This is a genomic window from Mucilaginibacter sp. OK098, assembly GCF_900142915.1.
Taxonomy (GTDB): domain Bacteria; phylum Bacteroidota; class Bacteroidia; order Sphingobacteriales; family Sphingobacteriaceae; genus Mucilaginibacter.
Genome location: NZ_FRCM01000004.1, coordinates 57,666 through 83,768, shown reverse-complemented (window position 1 = coordinate 83,768; position 26,103 = coordinate 57,666). Strand labels below are relative to the sequence as shown.

The 26,103-nt window shown below is 41.5% G+C and carries 20 protein-coding genes; 12 read left to right on the top strand and 8 right to left on the bottom strand.

All coding sequences use genetic code 11. The annotated features are described in order from the left end of the window. Nucleotides 1-81: 81 nt before the first annotated feature. A complete protein-coding gene (locus tag BUE31_RS13755) occupies nucleotides 82-2,349 on the bottom strand; it encodes an alpha-L-rhamnosidase-related protein (protein ID WP_073404399.1) in 2,268 nt (755 codons plus the stop codon). Nucleotides 2,350-2,567: 218 nt separating this feature from the next. Between BUE31_RS13755 and BUE31_RS13750 the strand changes: the two genes are divergently transcribed. Beyond that, nucleotides 2,568-3,449: an AraC family transcriptional regulator gene (locus tag BUE31_RS13750; protein WP_073404398.1), complete on the top strand. Its 882-nt coding sequence runs from the start codon at nucleotides 2,568-2,570 to the stop codon at nucleotides 3,447-3,449. Nucleotides 3,450-3,460: 11 nt separating this feature from the next. Here BUE31_RS13750 and BUE31_RS13745 read toward each other — a convergent pair whose 3' ends face one another. Next, a complete protein-coding gene (locus BUE31_RS13745) occupies nucleotides 3,461-5,911 on the bottom strand; it encodes an outer membrane beta-barrel protein (RefSeq protein ID WP_073404397.1) in 2,451 nt (816 codons plus the stop codon). A 215-nt stretch (nucleotides 5,912-6,126) separates the two neighbouring features. Here BUE31_RS13745 and BUE31_RS13740 point away from each other — a divergent pair, with 215 nt between their 5' ends. Next, nucleotides 6,127-7,158: a sensor histidine kinase gene (locus BUE31_RS13740; protein WP_159440682.1), complete on the top strand. Its 1,032-nt coding sequence runs from the start codon at nucleotides 6,127-6,129 to the stop codon at nucleotides 7,156-7,158. Nucleotides 7,159-7,162: 4 nt separating this feature from the next. Further along, nucleotides 7,163-7,867, top strand: coding sequence for a LytR/AlgR family response regulator transcription factor (locus BUE31_RS13735; protein WP_073404395.1), 705 nt, complete (start codon nucleotides 7,163-7,165; stop codon nucleotides 7,865-7,867). An 18-nt stretch (nucleotides 7,868-7,885) separates the two neighbouring features. On the opposite strand, the gene BUE31_RS13730 is transcribed toward BUE31_RS13735, so the two are convergent. Then, nucleotides 7,886-9,133: an arsenic transporter gene (locus BUE31_RS13730; RefSeq protein WP_073404394.1), complete on the bottom strand. Its 1,248-nt coding sequence runs from the start codon at nucleotides 9,131-9,133 to the stop codon at nucleotides 7,886-7,888. Between the two features lie 235 nt (nucleotides 9,134-9,368). Between BUE31_RS13730 and BUE31_RS13725 the strand changes: the two genes are divergently transcribed. From BUE31_RS13725 to BUE31_RS13700, 6 genes are all read left to right on the top strand, one after another. Then, nucleotides 9,369-10,238, top strand: a complete 870-nt coding sequence (locus BUE31_RS13725) for a hypothetical protein (protein ID WP_073404393.1) — start codon at nucleotides 9,369-9,371, stop codon at nucleotides 10,236-10,238. Nucleotides 10,239-10,330: 92 nt separating this feature from the next. Further along, entirely contained in the window at nucleotides 10,331-10,939 is a 609-nt protein-coding gene (locus tag BUE31_RS13720; RefSeq protein ID WP_073404392.1) for an RNA polymerase sigma factor, read from the top strand. Between the two features lie 77 nt (nucleotides 10,940-11,016). Further along, a complete protein-coding gene (locus tag BUE31_RS13715; protein WP_073404391.1) occupies nucleotides 11,017-11,994 on the top strand; it encodes a FecR family protein in 978 nt (325 codons plus the stop codon). 110 nt (nucleotides 11,995-12,104) lie between these two features. Continuing rightward, a complete protein-coding gene (locus BUE31_RS13710) occupies nucleotides 12,105-15,767 on the top strand; it encodes a SusC/RagA family TonB-linked outer membrane protein (RefSeq protein WP_073404943.1) in 3,663 nt (1,220 codons plus the stop codon). A gap of 22 nt (nucleotides 15,768-15,789) precedes the next feature. After that, nucleotides 15,790-17,322 carry a RagB/SusD family nutrient uptake outer membrane protein gene (locus BUE31_RS13705; RefSeq protein WP_143167125.1) on the top strand — a complete coding sequence of 511 codons (1,533 nt, stop codon included), beginning with the start codon at nucleotides 15,790-15,792 and terminating at the stop codon, nucleotides 17,320-17,322. Nucleotides 17,323-17,346: 24 nt separating this feature from the next. Further along, on the top strand, nucleotides 17,347-18,642 hold the full coding sequence (locus tag BUE31_RS13700) for a YdcF family protein (RefSeq protein ID WP_234997820.1): 1,296 nt from the start codon (nucleotides 17,347-17,349) through the stop codon (nucleotides 18,640-18,642). A gap of 113 nt (nucleotides 18,643-18,755) precedes the next feature. Here BUE31_RS13700 and BUE31_RS13695 read toward each other — a convergent pair whose 3' ends face one another. Continuing rightward, nucleotides 18,756-21,287: a glycosyl hydrolase gene (locus BUE31_RS13695; RefSeq protein ID WP_073404390.1), complete on the bottom strand. Its 2,532-nt coding sequence runs from the start codon at nucleotides 21,285-21,287 to the stop codon at nucleotides 18,756-18,758. A 236-nt stretch (nucleotides 21,288-21,523) separates the two neighbouring features. On the opposite strand from BUE31_RS13695, the gene BUE31_RS13690 reads away from it, so the two are divergent. The 3 genes from BUE31_RS13690 to BUE31_RS13680 are packed head-to-tail and all read left to right on the top strand — an operon-like array spanning nucleotide 21,524 to nucleotide 22,566. After that, the gene (locus BUE31_RS13690) at nucleotides 21,524-22,015 is read left to right on the top strand and encodes a DinB family protein (RefSeq protein ID WP_073404389.1); all 492 of its coding nucleotides are present in this window, start codon (nucleotides 21,524-21,526) and stop codon (nucleotides 22,013-22,015) included. Between the two features lie 26 nt (nucleotides 22,016-22,041). Continuing rightward, complete coding sequence (locus BUE31_RS13685) at nucleotides 22,042-22,347, top strand: RNA recognition motif domain-containing protein (protein ID WP_073404388.1); 306 nt, start codon at nucleotides 22,042-22,044, stop codon at nucleotides 22,345-22,347. Between the two features lie 45 nt (nucleotides 22,348-22,392). Further along, nucleotides 22,393-22,566: a histone H1 gene (locus tag BUE31_RS13680; protein WP_073404387.1), complete on the top strand. Its 174-nt coding sequence runs from the start codon at nucleotides 22,393-22,395 to the stop codon at nucleotides 22,564-22,566. A gap of 199 nt (nucleotides 22,567-22,765) precedes the next feature. Here BUE31_RS13680 and BUE31_RS13675 read toward each other — a convergent pair whose 3' ends face one another. The 4 genes from BUE31_RS13675 to BUE31_RS13660 all read right to left on the bottom strand — a co-directional run bounded on the left by BUE31_RS13675 (nucleotide 22,766) and on the right by BUE31_RS13660 (nucleotide 26,082). After that, entirely contained in the window at nucleotides 22,766-23,356 is a 591-nt protein-coding gene (locus BUE31_RS13675) for a class I SAM-dependent methyltransferase (protein WP_073404386.1), read from the bottom strand. A gap of 18 nt (nucleotides 23,357-23,374) precedes the next feature. After that, on the bottom strand, nucleotides 23,375-25,006 hold the full coding sequence (locus BUE31_RS13670; protein ID WP_073404385.1) for an FMN-binding glutamate synthase family protein: 1,632 nt from the start codon (nucleotides 25,004-25,006) through the stop codon (nucleotides 23,375-23,377). 193 nt (nucleotides 25,007-25,199) lie between these two features. Continuing rightward, complete coding sequence (locus BUE31_RS13665; protein ID WP_073404384.1) at nucleotides 25,200-25,829, bottom strand: zeta toxin family protein; 630 nt, start codon at nucleotides 25,827-25,829, stop codon at nucleotides 25,200-25,202. Nucleotide 25,830: 1 nt separating this feature from the next. Beyond that, nucleotides 25,831-26,082 carry a hypothetical protein gene (locus tag BUE31_RS13660; RefSeq protein ID WP_073404383.1) on the bottom strand — a complete coding sequence of 84 codons (252 nt, stop codon included), beginning with the start codon at nucleotides 26,080-26,082 and terminating at the stop codon, nucleotides 25,831-25,833. Between the last annotated feature and the right edge of the window lie 21 nt (nucleotides 26,083-26,103).

Below are 26,103 nucleotides of genomic sequence, written 5' to 3'. Positions count from 1 at the left end.
TTATTTTAATCATTAGCGCCCTTCTTGGTCAACACCAACAAAGGCGTAAGACCTTGCAGGTGAAGTTGTAAAGCGAGCTAATCAATTTTTCTTTATCTTAAAAGAATGGCTTCCGGATAGACTATTAACAATTACCCAGGCTTCATTAGCTTTGGCATCCTTAACAACCTTCCCATCAACTAACAATGTATAGTTATTAGCTATTTTTGGCAGATATACTTCAGCTGTAGTATTTGCCGGAATGGTAGTATCCAGGTTGAAAAATAAGCCCGGCTCCTGGTTTAGGCTGGTTAAAATATCACCATGTATTGTGGGAAGTTTCATTTTGGCCCATTTCAGATCGCCAGGCTGGGGTTTAATAATTATCTTCCCAAACCCTGGTTCTGCGGGCTGAATTCCCATAATTCTTCGTGGAATGATATGAGCAGGGGAGGCGCTCCATGCATGGCTCCAGCTCATATCCTGCGGATCATATTTTAAATCCCAGGCTTCGGTGGTCATTGTTGCGCCTACGCGGATCATGTTAAGCCAGCCACGATCTGAGTCGTTGGTGATCAGGTCTAAGGCATATGATCCCTGTTCGGCATTGTATAAGCCTTCCATCAGGTAATTTGACGCATAAACCCCGCAGGCCATCCATTTTGATTTTACAAAGTTTACCACGCTTTCTTTATGCAGGTCAGGCGCCAAGCCAAAAGCAAGCGGGAACAAATTTGCCTGGATAGACGAATGCCTGCTGCCAATGCCATCAATATAGATCTTGCTTACCCTATCAAAAAAAACTTCATTAAATTTCTTTTTTACCTTTTCGGCTTTTTCAGCAAAGAAGGCGGCATCTTCTTTATGGTCAGTTGCAAGTGATATTTGCGACATCAGTACTAAAGCCCTGTAGTAAAAAGCATTAACAACCGTATTGTAATCTTTACGCTCATAATTATCAGTTTCGCCGCTTGGGTATATTCCCTGGTCGGCATCGGGCCAGTCGTCAATATCATGTAGCAGATCTCCGTTATAATGGATAGAAGCGAGGAAGCTTTTTGTTTGTAAGCCGGTGCGTGAGCTAATTAACCCTTCAGGTGTTTCAAGCCCTACCAATGTTTTTGCTTTCAGGTCATTATAATATTTCTCTATCAGGCCTTTATTACCGGTATACAGGTAATCAGACCAGGCCATGAAAACGCTGTGCGAGATCCATTCTGTGGGCCAGCTTGCATGGTAGATGAGGTTTTCGGTACTATAACGGGCGGTAGAAAACTCACGGTCGATTGCGTAATGGCACATTTGCTGGATATAACAATCCGCTTCATACATCATCCGTTCACGCTCGCTGTTGGCATAATCACCATTAAATGTGTTGGCTATGGTTGAATATTTACACATCTCATAAATTTGATTAAGGCGGTCATCAGAACAGCTAAAGGCCGATGCATTGTTATCAAACTTTACGGTTAAGGCTTTCTGGATGATGGTATTGATTTTTAATCCTGGCATGGCTGTGATCTCGCAATAGCGGAAAGGGATCACCTCAGGCAATTGTAAAGGCATTACCTGGCTCCAGGGAAATTGCGGAACAAAACGGGGGATGTTCAGCACATAATCATTAGTTCCTTTTTTTAGGCCGATCTTATAGGTTTGATAAATAATACCACCGCCGGGCTTTTGGTCTATTGAGTCGCTAATCCCTTTTTCACCGATAGAAAGGGTTAGGGAATCAACACTTGCCGCCCCAGGCTCCCATAGCAGGTTAAGGGTTAAATATGCAAAGGCATCCTTTTTAAAGTCATAAAACATGTTCCCGTTTTTTTGCTTAACAGTTTTTACGGGTGCTCTGTCATAATAAACAATGGGGTCGCGATCTTCAAAGGCAGGGAGTTTTTTGCCCTGCTCATTGGGCAGCTCTACCCATTTACTCTCATCGGGCCAAATCTTTACGGCATCAAAATTACCGGTGTTGAATTTTTGCAGGTTGCTCCAGGCCGACTGTCTGCCGGTTTTACCCCAGCTGCAAACCCGCCACCAATAGCTTTTATTTGGTTGAAGCGCTTTACCTTCATATTTTATATTGATTGATTGTGCCGAAGTAATCTTTCCGGTGTTCCACAGATCGGGATTGCCTGCCTGCAAAAGCGAAGGCGAGCTGGCTACTTCAATGTGGTAGGCAGTTTGGTAATCATCCTTTACGCCGGCATTTACTATCCACCCAAAATCAGGAACTTTATGGGTAATAACAGCCGATTCAGGATGCGACAACAAATTACACAGCAAACCTGTAGGAGCATTTTGCTGACCGGAAGCATTTATTGTAACTACTAAAAATAAAAGAAAAGCCAGGTACTTGAAGTTATTCATAAGCTATAATATCTTAATAATAAAATCCAAAATGTTTGAACCATACCTTAACAAAGCGATTTGCTACACTGACTGCACGCGTGGAATGACGAAAATTTAGATTTATTTACCAAAAATAACTTTATGCAATGCCGCGTTGTTATATAAAGATGCATAGTTTTTGTACATTTTGATATATTTTGTAATTTCATTTCTTATCAAACAAACAACCCAGCCAGATGCATAATTTTAACAAATACCTTACCCCATCTCTAATTGATGAAAAATGGGGCTTTTTTATTACATCAGTTGGCTGTTCAAAAGTTGATGTTAACCAAATCTATCCAAATAACAGGGAGCACCCCGCAACACATGCTTTTACCTGGAACAAAGGCAGGATCTTGAATGATTATTACCTTGTTTATATTTCAAAGGGCAGGGGTGCCTTTGAATCGTCAGAAACTGGCGCGTTTGAAATAGGTGCGGGGACTTGTTTTTTCTTATTCCCGGGTGTTTGGCACCGGTATAAGCCTGATCCGAATTCGGGGTGGGAGGAATATTGGGTGGGTTTTAAAGGAAACTACCCGGAATATTTAATGGCCCAGCAATTTTTTGATAAAAAAAATCCCTTTGTGCATGTTGGTTTAAATGAAGAGCTGCAAGGGTTGTTCCATAAATTACTGGATTGTGTAAAGTCATCCGTTTCAGGCTATCATCAAATTATAAGCGGCATCACCTTACAAATGTTGGGCATGGTAAACAGTATCACCCCAAATGAATATACAGGTACCGATGAAACCAGCAAAGCTATTGCCAATGCAAAATTCCGGATGCGCGAATCAATTGAAAAGCCCATCGAAATTGATGAGCTGCTTGATGAGATCCCGATGAGCTATTCGAAATTCAGGCAGGCATTTAAAAAAACTACGGGCCAGTCGCCTAATCAATATTACCTGCATATCCGGCTTAATAAGGCTAAGGAATTGTTAACATCCACCTCTTTAAATATAAATGAGATAGCCTATCATACCGGCTTTGAATCGATCTTTTATTTTTCAAAACTGTTTAAAAAGAAGAACGGGATTTCGCCAAAGGATTACAGGAATGGAGAAGGCCAATAATTGTTACGCTTTTAATTCGTTCTGCCTTTTTCATCTTCAGCACTGCCGGTATTATTGCGTTTGCGGGCATTTGCAGCCTTGCCAAAGCGATAGGTAAAGGATATGCCAACCCTGCGGGTATCTGTTTCCCCGGTAGAGAATGCCGAGACCTGGTTAATATCAGTTGTTTGATTATGATTTACAAGCGTATTAAAAATATCATTCGCATTTAAACGGATTGTGCCTAGTCCCTGTAAAATGCTTTTTTGTACCCCGGCGCTGATATTATAAACCGAGCCGCCTGTGCTTTGAGCGAAAGCCTGTTTCCCGGGAAAAAAGCCGTCCAATTCGGCACTCCAAGTTTTACTTAGCCGAAACTCGTTAGAAGTTTCAAATTCATGGACGTTTGCCTTCTGATCTATCGTTATGCCGCCCGCGTACCCCTTGTTTATCATGTATAATAAAACCGCATTGAGATGCAGTGTCCACCATTGTGTGGGGTTAAGAGAAAAGTAAGGTATAAAACTGTAAGTGCGGTTATTAATAAAATTATAAGGTTTTGTTATGAAGATGTCTCCAATTGACTGGGTTACAGGATTTAATCCGTTGTTTCCTGACCAATACCCTACAGTGATGCCAAAGTACCGTTTATAGGTATATCTCAATTCAAAAAACTGGTTAAAGTTAGGTACCAGGTCCGGATTACCCGAAGAATACGAGTGCTGGTCATGAAAAAATAGAAAAGGATTAAGCTGCTGGTAACCCGGCCGGTGAATTCTTTTGCTGTAACTTAAAACCAGGGTGTTGTTTCCAACAGAGTCCAGTTTATAAGAAAGATATAAGGAAGGAAATAAACTGGTATAACTTTTTGTAAATGAAGAATCAGCAATGGCCGGGTTACTAAACTGGTGGCCTTTTGACAACGTGTTCTCCAAACGAAAGCCGCCTTGTGCGCCCCACCGTTTCCATTCCTTTTTTAAATTTACATAAGCGGCGTTAATATTTTCATCGTAGCTGAAATGATTGGTTTGGCCGTAATCAGGAACCAGGCTGCTCCCTTGCCGGTTAAACCAATTGGAATGATTATCAGTACTCACATAGCTCGACTTAAAGCCCGCATCAAATTCTGCCTTACCTGTTAAAGGATGTGTATAGTCTATCTTGCCTGCATAAATATTTACATTAGATGGCAAAGTAAAGAAACGCTGTTGATCACTTATCAAACTACCATCAGGTAAGTAAACATAGGCCGGTGAAAACTGGTTGCTGCCCGAATTGAAATTAATATGATCTAAATCTATAGTTAACACCCTGCCTGCGCTGTCAAATTTATGCTGCAGGTTCAGGTTTATGCCAAAGTTTTTAGACTGATAATTTCCATCAGTATAACCTCTGCCTACGGAGTTCAATTGCATACTCCCATTGTATTGGTTGCTTTGGTAAGTAAGCAAATCGGTTTTTGGCCTGGTACCGCCGGTAAACATTATCCCCACTGTTGTTTTGGGTGAAACAAAATAATCAAATCCAATCCGGCCATTCCATGCATTTGAAAGATAAGTGTAGCTGCTATTTTGTACTATAGATGAATTGGAAGAGCCATCGTTATTGAAAAAATATCGGTTATAAGTTTCGTTACTAAAATTTTGATCGTGGCTGTAGCTAAGGTTACTGAAAATGTTAAACTTAGGAGTACGGTAGTTAATATTTAATGCATCATTGGTTCGGGCATATACGCCCTGGTTATATCCCAGGCTTATGCCACCGTTAAAACCGGATAACTTATTTTTCTTTAGTACGATATTTATGATAGCTCCTCCTGATGCTTCATACCTGGCTGGAGGGTTACTCATCAATTCCAGTTTATCCAGTACTCCTCCCGGCAACGTTCGCAGGTAGGCCGCCAGATCCTGTGCCGACATGTAAGTGGGCTTGTCATCTATTAATACCAGCACATTGTTTTTACCATTGAGGCTGATATCATCATTTGGTCCAATGATTACTCCCGGACTTTTTGACAAAACTTCCAGCGCATTACTGCCTGCAGCGGTTAGCATGGCATCTACATTAACAATAGTCCGGTCTATTTTCTGTTCAATTAAAGGCCTTTTTGCGGTAACTATTACTCCTTTTAAAGTTTGCTTGTTTGCTGCCTGTAATACAATAACCGGCAATATAATAACCTGGTGGGTTTCATCAATCCTTAAACGACCCGTAGCATATGCTTTGAAGCCAATGTTTGTGCAGGTTATCATATAGGCTCCCTTGGCCAGATTTTTAAAAGCAAAGGCGCCGTTTTTATCAGCTATTTTTATGGTTTTTGAAGTGGTTACTGTATCAGTTTGTAATACAATGGTGGCCCCGGTTAATATTTTACCCTGGTCATCCTGAACCATACCGCCTATCTTGCCGGTACCGTTTTGGGAATAAGCTCTAAAGCAAATAGTTATCATCAGGGCAATGGCAAACAAAAATTTAAGTTTCATAAATAAGACTGTTTATTTAACAATCCTTAAATTTTGAAGGAATACAGGCGCTTATGAAATTATAGGGATGGATAGCACAAAATGGGTGGCTGAAATAAGTTTTATGGGGATAAGTTGTTTTATCACCGTTTTTAAATCATTCAACCCCGTGAATGCATTTTTCGACAGCACAAATTCTTATTCAACTTTATTTACTGAACTTTAGGGGTATGAAAATGAGTCAGTATATAACCGGCGGCAATAAGCTCAAAGTCCATATAACTTTTTGTGTCGCTGTTTTAGCGTTTTTGTTACTTGGGATGTATTTTCTACACGTAACCGGATTTCGCTTTAATAACCTTATATCTGCGTTTACAGATTGTTTATTCTTCCTGTTTTGTATTTATACCGGTCGATGGCTTTGCCAAAAATGGTATCTTGAACAGAGACTTATACTTTTCTTTTTATATACCTTATTGGCCTGTATTGGCCTGGCTATTTTTAAATGGTTATTGGTATGCTATGTATTCAACAATCCATATGCAGGGTTTATTGAAGTAGTGCGCGATGCAATGCCTTTCTTTTTAATCGGTTTGGTAATAGGCATGCTCCTGAAACTGATAAGGACTTCCCTGCAAAAAGAGCTACAGGACGCCCAAATTAAAGCAGAACAAAAGGAGGGCGAGTTTAGCCTGTTACAGTCCCAACTGAGCCCTCATTTCCTTTTCAATGTGCTGAATAATCTTTATGGGATTTCTATTGAGGAACATGAGCGGATCCCTGCACTGCTGCTCAAATTATCTCATTTGTTGCGTTACACGGTTTATGGAGATAAAAAATTATTTGTACCGTTGAAGGAAGAAATAGAATATATTAAAAACTACATCGAATTTGAACAGATCAGGATCAGCGACCGGCTTAACCTGGTAACAGATATAGCGCCGGTAAACAACACTGGTATTAAAATTGCACCTCAAGTTTTGATCGTGTTTATAGAGAATGCTTTTAAACATTCAAAAAATACACTAAACCAGGAAATTGATATTGATATTTCATTAAAAATTACCGGTAACTTTATTTGCTTGCTGGTAAGCAATTCATATCAGCAACAAAAAAATAATGATGCTATGCTTAATGAAGGTTCGGGTTTAGGCTTGGCTAATACTATTAAAAGACTGGACCTGTTATATGGGAATGATTATGAACTGAAACAAGCTACAGAAAACGATTTGTATCATGTTGAATTGAATTTAAAGATAAAGGAATAAATTGATGATCAACTGCCTGGTAGTAGACGATGAGCCTGTTGCAAGAAGCATTATCAGGAATTATTGCAGCCACCTGCCATATCTGAATATTGTTGCAGAATGCGGAAACGCTTTGGAGGCTAAAGATCTTTTATTAGCCAATGAAATTGATCTTTTGTTTTTGGATATCCATATGCCTGTATTGAACGGGATTGGGTTTTTAAACACGCTAAAAAATGCCCCCCAAGTTATTTTTACAACCGCCTTCCAGGAATATGCCGTTAATGCTTTTGATCTTGCCGCCTGCGATTATCTGCTTAAACCCTTTTCACTAGAGCGGTTTATTGTTGCAGTAGATAAGGCCAGGGAAAAACTGCAGCAAATTATAAAACCAGCTCCTGAAAATAACCAACCGGCGCAGCCAAGCTATTTTTTTATCAGGGCTGAAGGTAAAATATACAAAGTGCCATACAATGAATGTTTGTATGCCGAAGCACAGGGAAACTACACCAAAGTAGTTAAAGCAGAATCGGCTATCTTAACAAAAATGCCTTTCTCTTCATTTGTCGACTTGCTGCCGGGCGAGTTATTTATCAGGGTGCACCGGTCATTCATTATCAACAAAACAATGATTAGCCATATTGAAGGTAACCGGGTATTTGTTAAACAAAAGGAAATTCCGATTGCCCAAAACTACAGGGATGCGTTTCTTAATAATATAGGGGTCTGATTTTGCACGTTCCTTGAGCTATATCAACAGTGATGCTATTGCCAATAAAAGTGATGGGATCATAATTAACGAGCCAATTTTAAGAAAGGCCCAGGCGCTAATGGTTTGTCCCTCCCGCCTTAAAGCCACCAGCCAGAGTATAGTAGCCAAAGATCCTGTTATGGAAAGGTTTGGTCCCAGATCGACACCGACAAGGACAGCGCTTTTTACAATTTCGGGAACATGTCCGGCAGCCTGAACCGCGTTACCCGCTATTAAACCGGCCGGCAGGTTGTTCACCAGGTTACTGGCAAAGGCGATGATAATACCGCTGCCCCAGGCTGTATTAGCAGCTGAATGCACTGCATTTTGATGGAGGAAAATAGTTAACGTTTCAATAACCCCGGTTTTATTAAGCGCTTCAACAATTACAAACAGCCCGGCAACTAACGGGAGAACGGCCCAGGAAACGCCTCTGATAACAATAAGCGGATTTTTTTTTGCCCGAATAATAACAATGGTTGAGGTCAAAATACCGGTAATAGCCGTGGGTAAACCTAGCTGAAGATCAAAAGCGGAACATATCAGCAGGATAATGGCTGTTGCGGCAATGCCTATAATTGCTGTTTTACCCCCTTGCGGAAGTACAGGGATAGGAATATTGCTTTCGATTTTTTGTTTTAACCCGTTCCGTTGGGTAAAACGCAGCATAAAATAGGTTACTGCTATGGCAATAACCGAGGGCAGGATATATTGCGGCAGCCATTGCAGCAAGGGCGGCATATGGCTGCCATAAATGACCAAATTAGCCGGGTTTGAAATTGGCAGCACAAATGAAGCCGCGTTTGCAATAAATGCGCAAATGAGTAAATAGGGGAGCGGCTTTTGCACTTTAGCCGCCTTAACGGATGCCGCTACTGCCGGTGTTAATACAACTGCCGTAGCATCATTTGATAAAAAGGTAGTGACCACAATTCCAACAAGATAAATTAAAAGGAAAAGGCGGGTTGACGAGCCTTTAGCCAGCTTAGTGGCGTGTGCCGCAAGCCAGTCAAATAGTTTTTCTTCTCTTGCTGTTTCAGCCAGTAGCATCATGCCGGTTAAAAACAGGTAAACATCAGTGCCTTTAAGTACGCCGGATAATCCATCGGAGGGTAATATTAAACCAAAAATCACAAGAATTACCGCACCTGAAACCGCCCAAATAGCTTCTGTAACTTTAAAAGGCCTGATAATAACACCGGCTATAGCTATAAATGAAATGATCCAGATGGCAATGTTCGTCATATATTATTCCAGGACACAAATATTATGAAAGTTATTTCAGGATGCAGACCTAGCTGTTAATTAGTATTAAGGTTGAGCAAAAAATTAAATAAATAATGAAAATTTAATTATAGCATAATGTAGCGTGAGTTTTTTTGCGTGCCTGATACCTGATAATAAAACCTGTAAATTTTATCATGGATGAGGTAAAGCAGGTTATAACTATTGCTTAATGAATATTTAACCTGTTTTGTTTATGAAAACGCTAACGTTTGTAATAACCCTGCTACTAACTGCTTTTATTTTTACATCCGATTTACGGATGGATCTAAAAAAATCTGTAACCATCGACTCATTAGGCGCTTGCCAGGGGATCTCATACCAGCATGGAAAAGCTTTCTTGTATGGCGATAGGGAAGTAGGTATGATCCGGCAGTTTTCTTTTGATAAAGATACGCTGGTATATGATCATAAAGAATATAAGTTAACGGTTGAAGGCAAAGATGTAATTAATCATCCGACGGGCTTAGCTTATCATGGTTCAGAACCTGTGTTTATGGGCAATTCTGTAAAACCCGAAAAGCCAGGGGGCTCATGGAAGGCTATGATCTATTATATAAACTGGAACGGGTTACAGAAGACAGGCACCCTTGATGGTAATTTATTGAAAACGATTGAAGATGATGCCTGCATCCAGGGTACCCGGCCCGAGTATGTGAGCTATAAACATAAATGGTATGTTGCTACTGCTGATTATGGCAATCATGGTAATGAGGTGCGTTTATATGATCCGGAACATCTGAAAAACTGCTCAAAAACCAGTGAGCCGGGTGTGCTCTATAAAAAGTTTACTTGTACACCGTGGGTGCAAAATTTATATTACATAGCCGATAAAGGCATTTTAGTATTGATCCAAAATCAAATTGAAGGCCGTAAATGGCGGTTTACCTATGTTAACCTGGAAAAGTCGATTGCATCAGGTAAGCAGGAAGTTATAAAAGTTGTTGATGTTGATGAAAGAAGCGATGAGCTGGAAGGCTTTGCATTTACCGGGAGCGGCCTGAAAGGAATAGCTGTTACATCATCACGTAAAAACAATGTGAACTATATGAATATTGGCTGGTAACCGGGGAGAATAACGTATTGGTTTGTTAATACAAGCTTAATAACCATGCTGTAACCACATGTTAAATTTGCGCAGTTTATCAAAGCAAATCTATGATATATAAAAATTTATCAGAACAGTTGCTGCTGACTAAATGCGGCGATGGCGACACTCTTGCTTTCAGGGAATTATATCAGCAATATAAATCATTTGTTTTTGGTGTAGTTTATGCAAGGCTCAATAGCAGGGAAGATGCACGGGACATTACCCAGGATATTTTTGTCAGTCTGTGGACAAACAGGCAGCAGTTGCGCCAGATAAAAGATTTTAAAATATATCTTTATGTGTTCAGCCGCAATCATGTTATTTCAGCCTATCGGAAAAAAAGTATCAGGATAAAAGGAGAAAGCTATTTAGTTGAACAAATTGATCAACTGGCTTATTCTGCCGAAGATCACAGGCTAGCAAACGAACTTACTTCACATATAGATCAGTTTGTTGATCAGCTCCCCGAAACCATGAGGTCATGCTATGCCCTCAGCAAAAATGAAGGGAAAAAGAACTGCGAAATTGCAGACATCCTCAATATATCAGAAAAAACAGTCCGCAATAACGTTTCCGAGGCATTGAAACGCCTTAGGCTAAACCTTCAGAGCAGCCACCCTGAACTTTTGATCTTGTTTGTTATTTTAACTTTTCCGGCGGTTTTTGCCGGGGTGTAAGAAAAAGTAACAAACTGTTAACATTATCTTAAAGGACAAACAGCCTTTGTATGCGAGCTATATGAAAAGCACTTATAGTGGACAACAGGATTAAGAATTTATTTGAGCGGTATCAATCAGAGCAAGCAAATGAGCAGGAACGAATAATAGTTGAAACCTGGTTCGCTGACCTTGAAAAAGAACAGAAAACTGAATTAAACGAAACGGAAAAGATTGCACTCTTTGCCCCAATGGATGATGCGATTGACCGGATGTTATTTAAGCCGCGGCGACTGCTTATTTATAACAGGTATTTACAGGCGGCGGCTGTAATACTAGTTGCATTTGGTATTGTATTGTTTAAATACCAGCACACTGCAACCAAAAAAGCTTCAGTAATTTCTTATACGCTGATCTCTGTACCAAAAGGCGAAAAAAAGAACTTGTTACTGGCAGACGGCAGTACGGTTTTCCTTAATTCAGGCTCCGCGATCCGGATCCCTTCAAACTACAATGTTAAATCAAGAGAAGTGTCACTCTCAGGAGAGGCCTACTTTGAAGTAAAACACAACGCGGCTAAACCATTTACCATTCATTCGGGCAAATTGCTTATTACCGACCTGGGTACAGCGTTCGATGTAAAAGCCTATCCCGAAGACAGAGAAATACATGTTGCGGTTGAAAGCGGTAAAGTGCAAGTGGGAAAAAATAAGCCAAACGGACAATTTGAATTGTATGCCGCTGCTATTACCCGCAACCAGCAACTGGTGTATAATGAGCGGGACAATAGCCACGCCATAAGCCCGGTTAAAACCTCCGATGTAATTGCCTGGCAGCAAAATAAGCTAAGTTTTGATAACGCTTCATTCGGGGAAATTGCCCCTTTGCTTGAACGGTGGTACAACGTAAGCGTAAAACTGAACGGTCGCTCAGCATGCAGGCGATACACCGTGAGCTTTAATAATGAGCCTGTTGACCATGTATTAAATGTAATGACCCGCCTTGCCGGGATAACTTACAGTATCAAAGACAAGGTGGTAGTAATTAATCTTAAAAATTGTAGAAATATGAAATAGGAGTCAATTTTTTAAAACAGGGAATGGTGGAACATCCCCTGTTTACACCAGGCGCTAAAGTAGCGCTTGTCTTTAAAACGATCGTAACAATCATTAAAAATTCATCAAAAATGCAAAATTTTTATCGAATCAAACATTCAAACCATTTAATAAGGAAGTTTATAACTTTAATACTTCCGCCCATACTCTCAATTATATTTTTATTGCAAATGGGTACACCGGCCTATGCCGCCGATGGGCAAACTATTAACAATACCCGGATCACGATTATTGCCAATAACGTGGCGCTTAAGGATATTTTTAAGCTTATAGAGCAAAAAACAGAATTTATAATTGGGTATGATAACGCCATTGATGTTAAAAAACAGGTATCGCTTAATGTAAATAATAAAACAGTTAGCGAGATATTGAAACAATTATTAAAAGACTATAAGGGAACTATTAGCCAGGTTGATGATTACCACGTGCTGATAAAAGTTGAAAAAGCGCCTTTGACACCCAAGGAGTCACCTGCAATACAGCAAAACGTAATAAAGATAACCGGGGTGGTGGTTGATGAAAAAAACGAGCCCATTCCCGGCGTAAGCGTTTATGAAAAGGTATCGCACAAGGGGGCAGCCACTGATGTTAATGGTAAATTCAGTGTTACTGTTGAACCTGGTGCAACACTGGTTTTCTCATTTGTTGGTTATACCACTCGAGAAGTTGTTGTTGGCACCCAAACCGAGTTGAACATAAAATTACAGCCTGCAACCAACATCCTGAATGAGGTAGTTGCAATTGGTTACCAAACCGTACGTAAAAGCGATTTTACGGGCGCAGTAGCCAGTGTTAAGGCCGACGAGCTGAATTTAACAGCACCAACTGTTGGGCAGGCCCTGGTTGGTAAAGTAGCAGGTGTGCAGGTTTCGCAAATAACAGGCGCGCCTTATCAAAGCACCAAGATCACCGTAAGAGGTGTGGGATCAATCAATGCCAGCTCTGACCCTTTGTATGTAGTTGATGGTTATGCAACAGGTAACGATTTATTTATCAACCCTGAAGACATAGAATCAATTGATATATTAAAAGATGCTGCATCAGCGGCAATTTATGGTTCAAGGGCAGCTGGTGGCGTAGTGCTTATCACCACCAAGCATGGCGCTAAGAAAGACGCCAAAGGTAAGTTTGAATATGATTACCAGGTTGGGATAAACCAGTTAGCTAAAAAAGTTAATCTTTTAAATTCAGACCAGTTTGCACAACTGGTAATTGATGGGCGTAACGATACTTATCATGACCTTTGGACAAGCACCGGCCATACCTGGAACGATGCTATGTATTCAGACAATAATGCTACCCGTATTACAAACGTAGGCAATGCGGCTTCGGTAAGTATCCCTGCAACACTTTATAATTTTGCAAATCAATCGCTCATTCATCAAACTGTTAATACTGATTGGCAGGACGAATTGTACCGGAACGCTGTAACCCAGAGTCATAACCTGTCTTTCACCGGCAACTCAAATGGTACAGGCTATTATTTTAGCGCCGGTTACCAGGATCAGCCCGGTATTATGTTAGGTACAGGCCAGCAACGAATTAACCTGCGGGCTAATGTTGACGGCAAAATAGGCAAAAACCTTAAAGTGGGTGCTAATATATCATTTACCCAAAATACCAACCAGGAAACTCAGGATGGCCGCTGGGATCATAGTCCTGCTTTTGGCGCATTAATTTATATGCCGTTTTTCCCTGCGTATAATGCTGATGGCAGTATTGCTACAAACCTGGCTGCCTCACAATCACCGGCTTACGGTTATCAATCAATTGAAAACCCGATTGCAACAGCCGAACGGATCAAGATAAACCGTGTGGGTAACCGGGCAACTTACAATGTACACGCCGGTTATACCATTTTCAATGGCCTGGTGTTTAACGCAAATTTAGGGATGCAAACCTATGGCGAAAATTACAATTATTACCTGCCTACCAGCATTAGTAATGGTGCAAATCCGCCTTATTCATCACAATCGGTAGCAGCAGCCAAAGCTATACAGCAAACAGTTAATTACCAGGATCAACTGGGCGAATTTACCCTCAACTACTCCAAACAGTTTGGTAAAAGCCATATTGACGGACTGGCAGGCTATACAGCTCAAAAAACAGTGAACAATGTACTTACTGTTCAGGGTATTGGCTTTCAGAATGATAATGTGCCGAATATAACAGGCGCCTCACCAAGTAACATTACACTGATAACCAGCGGTGCGCCAGAGGGTACGCAACCAACAGGTTACCAGACCTATACATTGCTCTCATACCTTGCAAGGGTGAATTATAATTACGACAGTAAATACTTCCTTTCGGCTTCATTCCGTACGGATGGTTCTTCACGTTTTGGCGCTGATAACCGCTACGCATCATTCCCTTCCGTATCCGCCGGTTGGAACTTGTCTGACGAACCTTTTTACCACAGCTGGCTGGGCGATCAATCAACTGTTAAAATACGTGCAAGCTGGGGCTTAAGCGGTAATAACAATATTGGTAACTATAATACGCAGCGTGTATATAATTCGCCCTCAAACGCAGTATTTGGTACGGGAAGTTTGGCCCCTGCTCTTACTGCGGGCAATATTAAAGACAGTAAATTAGGATGGGAATCAACTTCACAATATAATTTTGGCGCTGATTTGGGTTTGCTTAAAGGCCGCCTTTTCATTATTGCCAATTATTATCTTAGTTATTCCTACAACCTATTGTTTAATCAGCCGATCTCTGCTGTTTCAGGAAGTTCAACTATCCTTACCAATTTAGCTAACTCAAAAGTAAGTAATAAAGGGTTTGATATACAGGTAGATGGTAAGGCCATTGCAGGTAAAGATTTTACTTTAAACCTTAGCGGCAATATCTCCATAAATCGCAATAAAGTACTAAACCTTGGTGGTAACAATACCATAATTACGGCGGGTGCTGAGCGGTCATACTTAACCAGTATTACACAGCAAGGCTCTCCTATAGGTATGTTTTATGGCTATAAAGTAGCCGGGATAGTTAAAGAATCAGATCTTGCCAATATAGCCATTGATAATGCAAATTATAACGCTACAACGCATTCATTCCCTGCCGGCTATAAGCTTAAAGGGCCTCCGCGGTCTTCATTTTCAACTACCCCGCTGGCGGTTGGCGATCTTTATTTTGCTGACCCTAACGGCGATGGTATAATTAATAGTAAAGACGCAGGCATTATTGGTAACCCATATCCTAAATTCACTTATGGCTTTGCCATAAATGCAACCTATAAAAACTTCTATTTCAGCTCGGCATTTGCAGGCTCATATGGTAACCAGGTGCTTGACGGACAGGATTATTACCTGTACAACATGGAAGGTTCAGGCAACCAGTACGAGGATGTTGCTAACCGTTACCGCAGCCCGGTAAACCCGGGCAACGGGACGGTTTACCGGGCATCGCGCGGTGGCACCCAAAGTAACAGCACAAGGTTATCAACCTTTTACCTGCAGGATGGCTCTTTCTTAAGAAACACCAATATGACGCTGGGCTATAACCTGAAATCGCAATACATTATGCGCAACCTGGGTTTAAACGCCCTTAAAATTTACGGCTCGGTTAACAATGCTTTTACTATTACAAAGTATAAGGGTTATAACCCCGAAGTTAATTATGACTATACCTATGGCGGTTCGCAAGGTTCAAACCTTTCGCCCGGAATTGATTATGGTGTTTACCCATTGGTGCGTGCCTATAACCTTGGTATAAAAGCAACATTTTAATAAAAAACTAATTCTCAATAAAATGAAGAATATAAACATAAAATTATTTTGCCTTGTAACATTATTTGTTCTGGGTTCGTGCAAAAAGGATTTTTTGACACAAAATGATCCTGACGCTATTGCCGTGAGTAATTATTTCAGAACAGAGAATGATGTATTGCTTGCCGTTAATGGTTGCTATGCTTTATTAAGAAGTGGTAATACCATAGGAGAGGGGAGCGACCTTTGGACTGATCAGCGTTCAGACGATACAGGTACAAATGATAACCAATCAAATGCCGGTGAGCCTTTTGGGTTCAATAACTTTTCGCTGATCCCTACCAATAGTTATTTGTATACGCATTGGCTGGCTATGTATTCGGTGGTATCAAATTGTAACATCATATTATCAAACATTGATAAAGTAACTTTTGCAAAACCCGAAACCAAACAGCAATACAAGGCCGAAACTGAGTTTATCCGCGCCCTTATGTATTTTCACCTGGTTCGCGAGTGGGGAGATGTTCCGCTGGTAACTAAACAGCTAACCACAACTGCCGATATTACAGCTAATACATTGCGCACGCCGCAGGCAGCCGTGTATGCCCAGGTAGTAGCCGACCTTAAAGATGCCGTTAACAGCCCGCTGCCTGCAACACAATCTACAGGTGTAATAGGGCGTATTTCACTGGCTGCGGCAAACACATTGCTTGGCCAGGTATATTTAACCATGGCAACTACAGAAGATCCTGCTAACACCACTGCTAACCTGAATAATGCTTTAACTTATCTCAACAAGGCATACAGTTTTAAAACCTTTGGTAACCTGCAGGAAGTTCCTTACACCGATGTTTTTGATGTAACCAAAAAATCTACCTGTCCGGAGTTGATCTGGCAGATAGTGAACATCCAGGGCGATCCCGTTTACAGCTCAAGCATAGCGGCAAACAGCCAGGCCATAGGTGAAACCACTGATTCGCAAAAGCCATCAACAAGTGTAGGCGATAATGTGACACATGATTTGGTAAACGAGTATGAAAACGGCGACCCGCGGATGGCATTTTCAATTAAGTATGCCAATGCGGCAACGGTTAAAGACTGGTATGTGACCAAATTCAGAGATGTAAGCTCGGGCGCAGGCAAAAATGGGTACGGCGGTAACGATTGGATCCTGATGCGTTATGCTGATGTTGTCTTGATGCTGGCCGAAACTAACATGTACCTGGGTAACAATACCGTTGCCATTCAATACCTCGACCAGGTGCGTACCAGGGCAGGGATGCCTACTTATGAAATTTCATCGCTTAACTCAACTTACAGCACCAGCTATCCAACCCTCAAATTAGCCATATTGCACGAAAGGCGTGTGGAGCTTGCCTTTGAGCATCACCGCTGGTTTGATCTGTTACGGACCTTTACTACTGATGAACTGGTAACTTATTTCCATAATAAAAGCCAGGTCAATTTTGGTTCGGCGCTGTTGTCGAATTTTAGCACGAAGGACAGGTATTACCCAATTCCGTTTAATGAAACAAAGCTCGATCCCGTAAAAATGTACCAGAACCCGGGTTATTGATAAGGGGTAATTAATTAAACGAACATGAAAAACAAAAGAATATATAAGCCCTTTGCCTGTTTGTTTATGGTATTTATGCTGATGATCAGCATAAGTGCCATAGCCCAAACAAAGCAGGGAGCGGGATACGATAAGAATTATCATTTCCTGCATTCGGGTAATTTAGTTGCCGATAAAGATTTTTACCTGCTTACGGTTATTGATCAGTCGCCTGCGGTGAAAAAGCTGTTTAATGAGAATGCTTACTTTAAGCAGCTATTTAGCGACAGGTTAACCCTGCTTAAAAATCATGCTACTGATACTTGTAGCCATCCTGAATCGCTGGTTGGTGGTTTCAAATATACTAAAGATGATTCCGTGCAGCTTGCTGAAAACGTCCTTTCGTTATACAAAGCTCATCAGGCAGATTTTGATTTAATGATCAACCATCATTTGCGGCCTTCGGGATATTACCAGCGCTTTGTTGGCTTAAGCAATGCCGATCTGCTTTTAAAAGCATGGGTACAGTATGTGTATGGCATTAACTATATCATTGATCAATTTGGCTTAGGCAAAAAAATGCGTTATCCGCGTATTGATTCGCCAAGCTACGTAGTAACAAGCCGTTATTATCGTACGGTAATGAAAGATATGTTTGCCTTGCTTGATGAGCAATCAGGTGATCTGAAACAGTTTTACCAGCCATCGCTGGCAGTAGCCATGCACCTGATGGACGCGAATGACAGGGACGAACCGGCCCGTTTTGAGCCTATGGAACAAAAAGACAATAAAAAGGCGGTTGAAAAGATAAAGCAGGTACAATGGAGTAAATATCCGTATGCTACTATTGTAATACCCGGCAACGGCCCTGAGTTGTTTACCACCCCTATTAGCCCTGATAATAAGATCCATTGCGATGTGGCAGCTGCACGCTATTTAAAAGGCTGGGCTCCGTTTATAATTGTTAGCGGCGGATATTGCTACCCTTTCCGTGGCCCTTATTGCGAAGCTATAGAGATGAAAAAGTACCTGGTGCAAAAATTCCATATTGCGGAGGATGCCATTATCATTGATCCGCATGCACGCCACACAACAACCAATATCAGGAATGCTGACCGGTTAATGATCCGTTATGGGATGCCACTTGACAAACCTTCGGTATTTGTAACCAGCAAGAGCCAGCATGACAGTGCCGCAAAAAAAGCTTTTGACGACCGTAACCTGCATGAGCTTGGTTATTTGCCTTATCGGGATAAAAAAAGTATCTCCAATCACGATATTGTTTTTTACCCCGTGCTGGAAAGCCTGCATATGGACCCGCTTGATCCGCTTGATCCATAGAATCGGCAAGTAATTAAAGATCTAAATACGAAAGTAAAAGGGGCAAAGCGAAAAACTTTGCTCCTTTTATGTTTAGGCGGGTTTGTTATCTGCCTGCTATTAACGCACTAAGATTAAAACTCATCTTCCTCAATTTTTACCGGACCTAACAACCCTGATGATGCTAATTTGGAATGGCTGTCAAAATAGTTCCATGTTGTAAAGCAATATCTTCCTTTTGAAGGCCGTGGTGTGTTGTTGATGAACCAATCCGGAAATTCTTTCAGGTATTGGCCGCTATTATAAATATACTGGTTGGGCAGCCATTTCATATCGCTGGGTTCCTGCTCATCACCAATTAACCTGTTGGCCCAAACATTGGTTACTTCAATCTTTAATTCATTGGTTGATTTTAGCAGGGCAGATGGAATGCCGATCCTCCATGGGGCTGTCCACACAATCCCAGCCTCTTTATTGTTCACAAAAACTTTGGCTATGCAATTAACCGTGCCCAAATCCAGGTAAACCACATGATTTAATTTTACAAGATCAGCGGCGGGTATGGTAAATGATTTGGAATAAACGGCCGTACCGCTATAATATTTAATTCCTTTATCGCTGCTTTTGCTCCAATCCGTTAATGTTTCAAATTTTACAGGCGTTGCAGGGCCTCCCCAAAGCGCATCAAATTTCACCATCCAAGGGCCATCGAGGTCAAGTACTGATTTACTGGCTATGAAATTTGGTTTATGAACTAACCCAACGTTTAGAATTTTTTTTCTGAAAACGATGAAGAAGCTTTGCGCATCCTCAAAACTTAAAGTGATACTGGTTTTACCGTTTTTTTGTGTGAACTGATTGAGATCTCTGATTGTACCTGATACTGGGTCCCATAATTCGGGCTGCAAGCCGGCAACGTTGAAGGTGCAATTTGCCTGGCCGGGATAATGGGAGGTATTTGCCACAAAGTAAATATCCGTATTGTTTTCTTTTCTGTGGATATTTTTGATCACCATATCCATATTACTTAACTGCAAACCAAAATCATTTAATGAATTCGGTACATAACGCCCCCATTGCAGTACAGCTTCGCAACGCTGCCAATAATGAACTATGGCTTTTGCTGGTTTCCACCAGGTTTGTGTACGGTCAAAATGGGTTCCCCATTGCCCCATTGTAGCGCCTGGCAGATATTTGTCATCCCAGGGCTGCTGAACAAAGCGATGTACTATTATTTTGTTAACGCCGGCGCAAAAGGCTTCATCAGCCACAGGCTTTAACCATGCAGGCGTTTCATTCCACTTACTATCGGCCGGCTGACCAGTTAATGCCTCTGCCGCCAGGATGTTTTGATTGGATCTTCTTAAGGAGGTAATCACGTTTTCAAGCTCGTAAGGAGAATAAATACCATCATGGGTCCAAAACTCTCCCATAACGTTTGATACCAATGGCAGCACATCATCGGTACGCCAGGGGCCACCATATGCTTCGCATAAAAATTTAAGATTAACTGCTTTAAGCTTTTTTGCAATAGTTGTAAAATAAACATCCCGGTAAAGATCCTGAACGGTGGCCGAAAAATCTTGCCTGAAACGGTCGGTTTGTTCCCGGCCTTCAATAGTTCGGCCGGCAAATACTGCCAGGTATGGAAGCAGGTCGTACCCTCTGCGAGACGAAAACTGTTCACGCATTTTTGGGGTCCAGGTTGCATCGTTTTCCTCGTAGCTGTCAAAATAAACGTGATCAATTGTTTTGCCCACCAGGTCGCCAAGGTGACTTTTAATTTCACCTATTACATGGTCCATATGAAACTCAACCGCTTCCCGGCTCATTTTATCGCATTCAAGGCCTGTGGCCTGCCATTGTGCAGGCTGTACCTGTTCACCCAATGTGGTATGGCCAAATCTATATACTACCCAATCGCCTTCGGGGGCATCCCATTGCAATTTTCCATCGGGTGTCATTAGCGGGGTCAAATCAATGATATTTTTTTTGAGCACGGTATCTTTTGCAGGCATGGCCAGCACCGCAATATCTTTATAATACGTTTTGCGCTCAGGGATCTCGGGGATTTCTATTTTACCGTTTTTAGGATTATACTTTGGGAAACGCGCATTGGCATGAATATCAACTTTAGGTTTATCCAGATTTATCTCCTGCTGCCCCTTTTTTCCTTTTACCGTTTTTTGCGACCAGCATATTTGCTGCATAGAAAGCTCGGGGGTTATCCAAACACCGCCGCTAGTGGCATAACCGGCCCCATTAAACAGGCCCATGGTCATTTTTAGCCTTTTTGATTCTTCAGCGGCATGTTTTACCAATTTCCACCACGGTTCTGTCCATGCAATAACTTCCGGTGTAAGGCCCTTATCTATCGGACTTCCCCATGGATTAGTTATATCTGCAAGGCCCAGCATAGTTGTTGAATTAAAGCCTTCTTCCTTAAGCGCTTCTAAATCCTTTGTTATCCCCTGTTTACTTACATTGGCGCCCATCCACATCCATAATACACCAGGTTTTGCCGATTCGGGTGGATTTAAAAAAAGCTGTTCGGGACTGTTTGGCGATGGTTTAGGAGCGGTCTTTTTGTTTGGCTGTGCTATTGAGATTAAGGTATTGAAAATTAAAAATAAAGAGAACGTAATACCTGTTTTTAAGGAATTCATCTGGGTTTAATTAGGCTGTTGCGTATTTGATGCTTTAAATATAGAGATTGCTTTGAATAATTAATGTTTACTGATTAATACTAGCACCGGTTTTGTTAAGATCAGCAAAGAAAAAAAATGATTAGACAATACTTTATGTGCTGCCGTTATTTAAATCATGAATTTAGAACGGTCAAAGATGGGTCAATTTTGCAGACAGACTAATTAAATCCGTTTTACAGCACCATATTTACACTATGAATCAACAACAACTATTCGTTCAAATGGCACTGCACAGTTGGAATACCCAGGTAGCAAGAGCCGAAAAAATATTCAACGGCTTTACTGAAACTGAGCTGTATACACCGGTGGCCCCCGGTAAAAATCGTATTCTTTATCTGTACGGACACCTTGCCGTATACCATGACTTATTAAAAGAAACCCTTGGATTGGGCAAATTCACCCGGCCTGAACTCGCCGCTGTTTTTCTGCAGAGTCCGGATAACCCTGGCGACACAACTTTGTCGCCTGCTGAATTAAAAGAATACTGGGGCAGCATTCATAATGAATTAAAAGAGCTGTTTACCAATTTGCCTGCGGAAGAATGGTTCAAACGCCACAATGCAATGACTGATGAAGACTTTGAAAAAGATCCCTCAAGAAACCGCTTAAGTGTAGTACTAAACCGGGCAAATCATATTGCCTATCATATTGGACAGATTATTTTGGTAAAACCGACAAATAATTAACAATATTTGCAGCTGAATAACTCAGTATGACCAAATTATTTGTTGTAGGCATCCCACGGGACATGGATGAAATTGAGCTCCTGGAACTTTTTAGCGCATACGGGCAGGTTGGCATCGTAACCATTGTTACAGATATTAAATCCGGTGAAAGTAAAGGCTTTGGATTTGTACACATGGAAGACCAGCCCGGGGCTGAGCGGGCCATCCAGGCGCTTAATGGCGCAGAGATAGATGACCGGAAGATCAGCGTACGGATAGCGGAAAATAAACAGGCTGAACCTGTACAACCCGTACAATCTGAAAAAAAGAAACGCCCGAGATTACGCGGCTAAAAAGATTTTTATATTTTCGCGGCTTTTAAATACAAAACATACACAATGGAAAAATTTAATGCTCTAAAAGAACTGATCGCATCCGCAGAGAAAGATGCAACCGCATTTTATGACAAAGCAAATAATGCTGCAGGAACCCGTTTACGTAATGCAATGCAACAATTAAAAGTTGCTGCAACAGATATCCGTAAGGAAGTAACTGAAAAGAAAAACGCATAATACTTTATTGCGTATAAAATTAGTACAAGCCTGGCAAAAGCCGGGCTTTGCTTTTTAGCGGTACATGAATATGGTAAAGTCTTCTCCTCTCCATTGACAGTGTTCTCTCCGTTGGCTGTGAGGACACAGCCAACGGGATAGGAGGCTAAAAGACCGCACTATTTGATTTATGATACGGCATTTTTGCAATTGCATGTAATCAGCGGTACATGTAGGTGGTGAAATCCTCATCGCTGTAATCACTTGTCAATTTTACTTCTCTGCAGATTGATGCGCAATAATCCATTATCTGAATAGGATCATAAGCTACTATTAACTCGTTGGGTATAATTTTATTCAATAAATTGAAGCCTAAACCCAGCCTGCAACTATTAAATAATGTGGAAATTGCCTTAAAAATGTATTGTGGATCTTCACTCTTATAATTCAGGGAACCGCTTGCCACTACATAGTCAGTAAGAGGGAGGTCTATTGTATTAAAGTTACCGGATATAAAAGTTGTTTTGGGCAAATGCCCATAACGACTGATCGCTTCATCCAGCAGTTCAGGAATTTGTTCTACCCCGATATATGTTGCGTCAGGATAGATCTCCCTGAAATCGCCATAACCGCAGCCTGCATCTAATACGGAGTGACTATTCATATTCCCTAAACCGGCCAATGCTTTAAACCTTATGTTTTGGCTTTCTTCGTCCAGCCAACCCAAAGCGTGGCTGCTTTGGCTGCCATGCAGTTTTATCATGTACCGGTGATACAGGAATATAGAATCAGAATCGTTAAATAAGCTCATGTATAATCCTGAAAATTGCTAAACACTTGTTGCTTCCACTTGCACCGGCGAGACTTTTTTATAGTCGGGCACAAATGTTTCCGGACTACTAATAGCCATGTCTTTTTCAAAGTTTAGTGGATAAGGGCTTATTAATAAGCTGCCTTTTGGGATATATGGAAATAGCTCGCCATAGGTAAGGATCTCGCTATGACTGGTACGCCGGTAAATAAAATCGCGGTGAAGATCGCATGGATGCTTAAGGCCCGCTGCGCCTAACATTTGCAGGGCACTGCTTACGGTCATTTTTTGGAAATTGGCTACCCTTACTTTTTTATCCTGTACTACCAGGCCTTTCATCAGGCTTTTGTCCTGGGTGGCCACGCCTGTTGGGCAGGTATTGGAATTACACTCCAATGCCTGGATACAGCCAAGAGCAAACATCATTCCCCTGGCGCTATTGCACATATCTGCCCCGAGCGCAAAATTCTTCACCAGGTCAAAACCGGTAGCTACCTTTCCGGACGCTATGAGACGGATATGTTTTTTAAGATCGAATCCGGTTAGTGCATCATAAACAAAAGCAAGAGCTTCTCTTAAAGGCATTCCTACCGAATTTGAAAATTCAAGAGGCGCGGCGCCGGTTCCGCCTTCACCGCCATCAACAGTAACAAAGTCGGGATAGATCTTTGTTTCTATCATGGCTTTGCAAATTGCAATGAACTCACTTTTATGGCCAACACAAAGTTTAAAACCGATGGGCTTGCCGCCGGAAAGGTCGCGCAGCTTTTTAATAAAATGCATAAGCTCCAGCGGTGTGCTGAAAGCAGTATGATAAGGAGGAGAGATCACATCTTCACCCATCTCTACCAGCCTGATCTTAGCGATCTCCGGGGTGACTTTAGCGGCAGGCAAAATTCCGCCATGGCCCGGTTTTGCACCCTGTGAGAGCTTGATCTCTATCATTTTTACCTGTGGCAGCACTGCTCTTTGCGCAAAAGCATCAAAATCAATGGTTCCATCTTTATGCCTGCAGCTGAAATAGCCGGTACCTATCTGCCAGATAATGTCGCCGCCTTCCTGCAGGTGATAATCGCTTAACCCGCCTTCGCCGGTATTATGGGCAAAGTTGCCGATCTTAGCGCCCGCATTTAGCGCAAGGATTGCGTTTTGACTCAACGATCCAAAGCTCATAGCCGAAATATTGAAGATGCTGGCTGAATAAGGTTGAAGACAATCCGGACCACCTACTTTTACCCTCGGCGATTCTTTAAGCTGATCGTGTGAAAGTGCGGCAATGCTATGGTTTAGCCATTCATAGCCGTTTTGGTAAACATCAAGTTCGGTACCGAACGGGCGGGTATCATCCACCTTTTTTGCACGCTGGTAGATCACGCTGCGGTTTTGCCTGTTGAATGGGGTTCCGTTGGTATCGCTTTCTACAAAATACTGGTACACCTTTGGGCGCAGGTCCTCCATTACAAACCGTAAATGCCCGAATACCGGGAAGTTGCGGGTTATGGTATGCTTTTTCTGAAAAAAATCATAAATGCCAAGAAGGAACAACGGGCCGAATATGGTAAACGACCAAACGGCGGGTTTCCAGATCAGGCTCCAGCCTATCAATAATGCCAATATTAACAGGTTTGAAAATATAAAGAGTTTGCGCATGGTACAGGGGTTTATACAAAACTAAAATTTTGATGTGTATAAATCGTTAACTGCCCACATTTATCCGGGGCAAACGCATTAAAAGGAGGCTCCGACGGAGCCCAAATGTGAATATTACCTATTAATTATATCCTTTAAAGGCAAGAAAATCAAGCAATTTACAAATCCTTGTTTAGTCTTTTTAACTAACCGATTATGGAAAATAATTCACAATGGCAGGCAGATGATCAGTAAACCATGTCGGTAATTCCTCCCGTTCAACATGAAACTCGACTTGCTGCAAGACGGTTTTGAATAAGATCCGGTGGTTGATTTCTGAGGTATCCACGATGGTCAGGTCATCAATTAGTTGGTGGTGAATATTTAGTTTTTCAAGATTGCCGTAAAAATTATTATTCAGGGTTTGCGGATCTACATAGTGGCCCCCTTCTGTGACTCTTTCAGTAACACGGAACTGTGATAGTTCCGGATTTTCCAAACCGAAGAAGATCAGATGCAATCGGTAGCCCGCGTCTTTAAAGTCTTTTGGTTTTCCCCAAGTGGCATCATTGGTAAAATGGCCTTCATAAACATAGTTATCGTTATTGATTAATGCTTGGCTGGTCTGCTCTTCGAATAAATCTACTACATATTCCAGTGCATCCTTTCTTGCATATTTTGCTGATTTGGTAACAGCAGGGAATAGCTCATTGAGCTTTCTTGTGTAAAGCAAATCGCCATCGAAAATTGTGTGATTCTGTAAGATTTCTTCTGGAAGATAACCTGGACCGACTGTAGATTTTCCGGCTCCGTTTGAACCCGTAATAATGTACAGGCTGGGCATATTAAAACAGGTTTAATTCGTGGCGGATAACCTGTGCCTGGCCAGTAGTCAATTCTTCAACAATAGTAAATGACTTTAAATTTGGCGCAACAGTAACAATCTTAATGGATTGATCGGGATATTCCAAATAACTTTGATTTTTAGGTAGTTTGTTTGACCATATCAAAAAGGGCTTCCCGTTATCAAGCTTTTGCCTTCTTAAACGCCTTACAACCGTACTGCTAATCGCTTTTAATTCCTCAATAGTACCCATTTGTTTGCCTTTCTATGAATC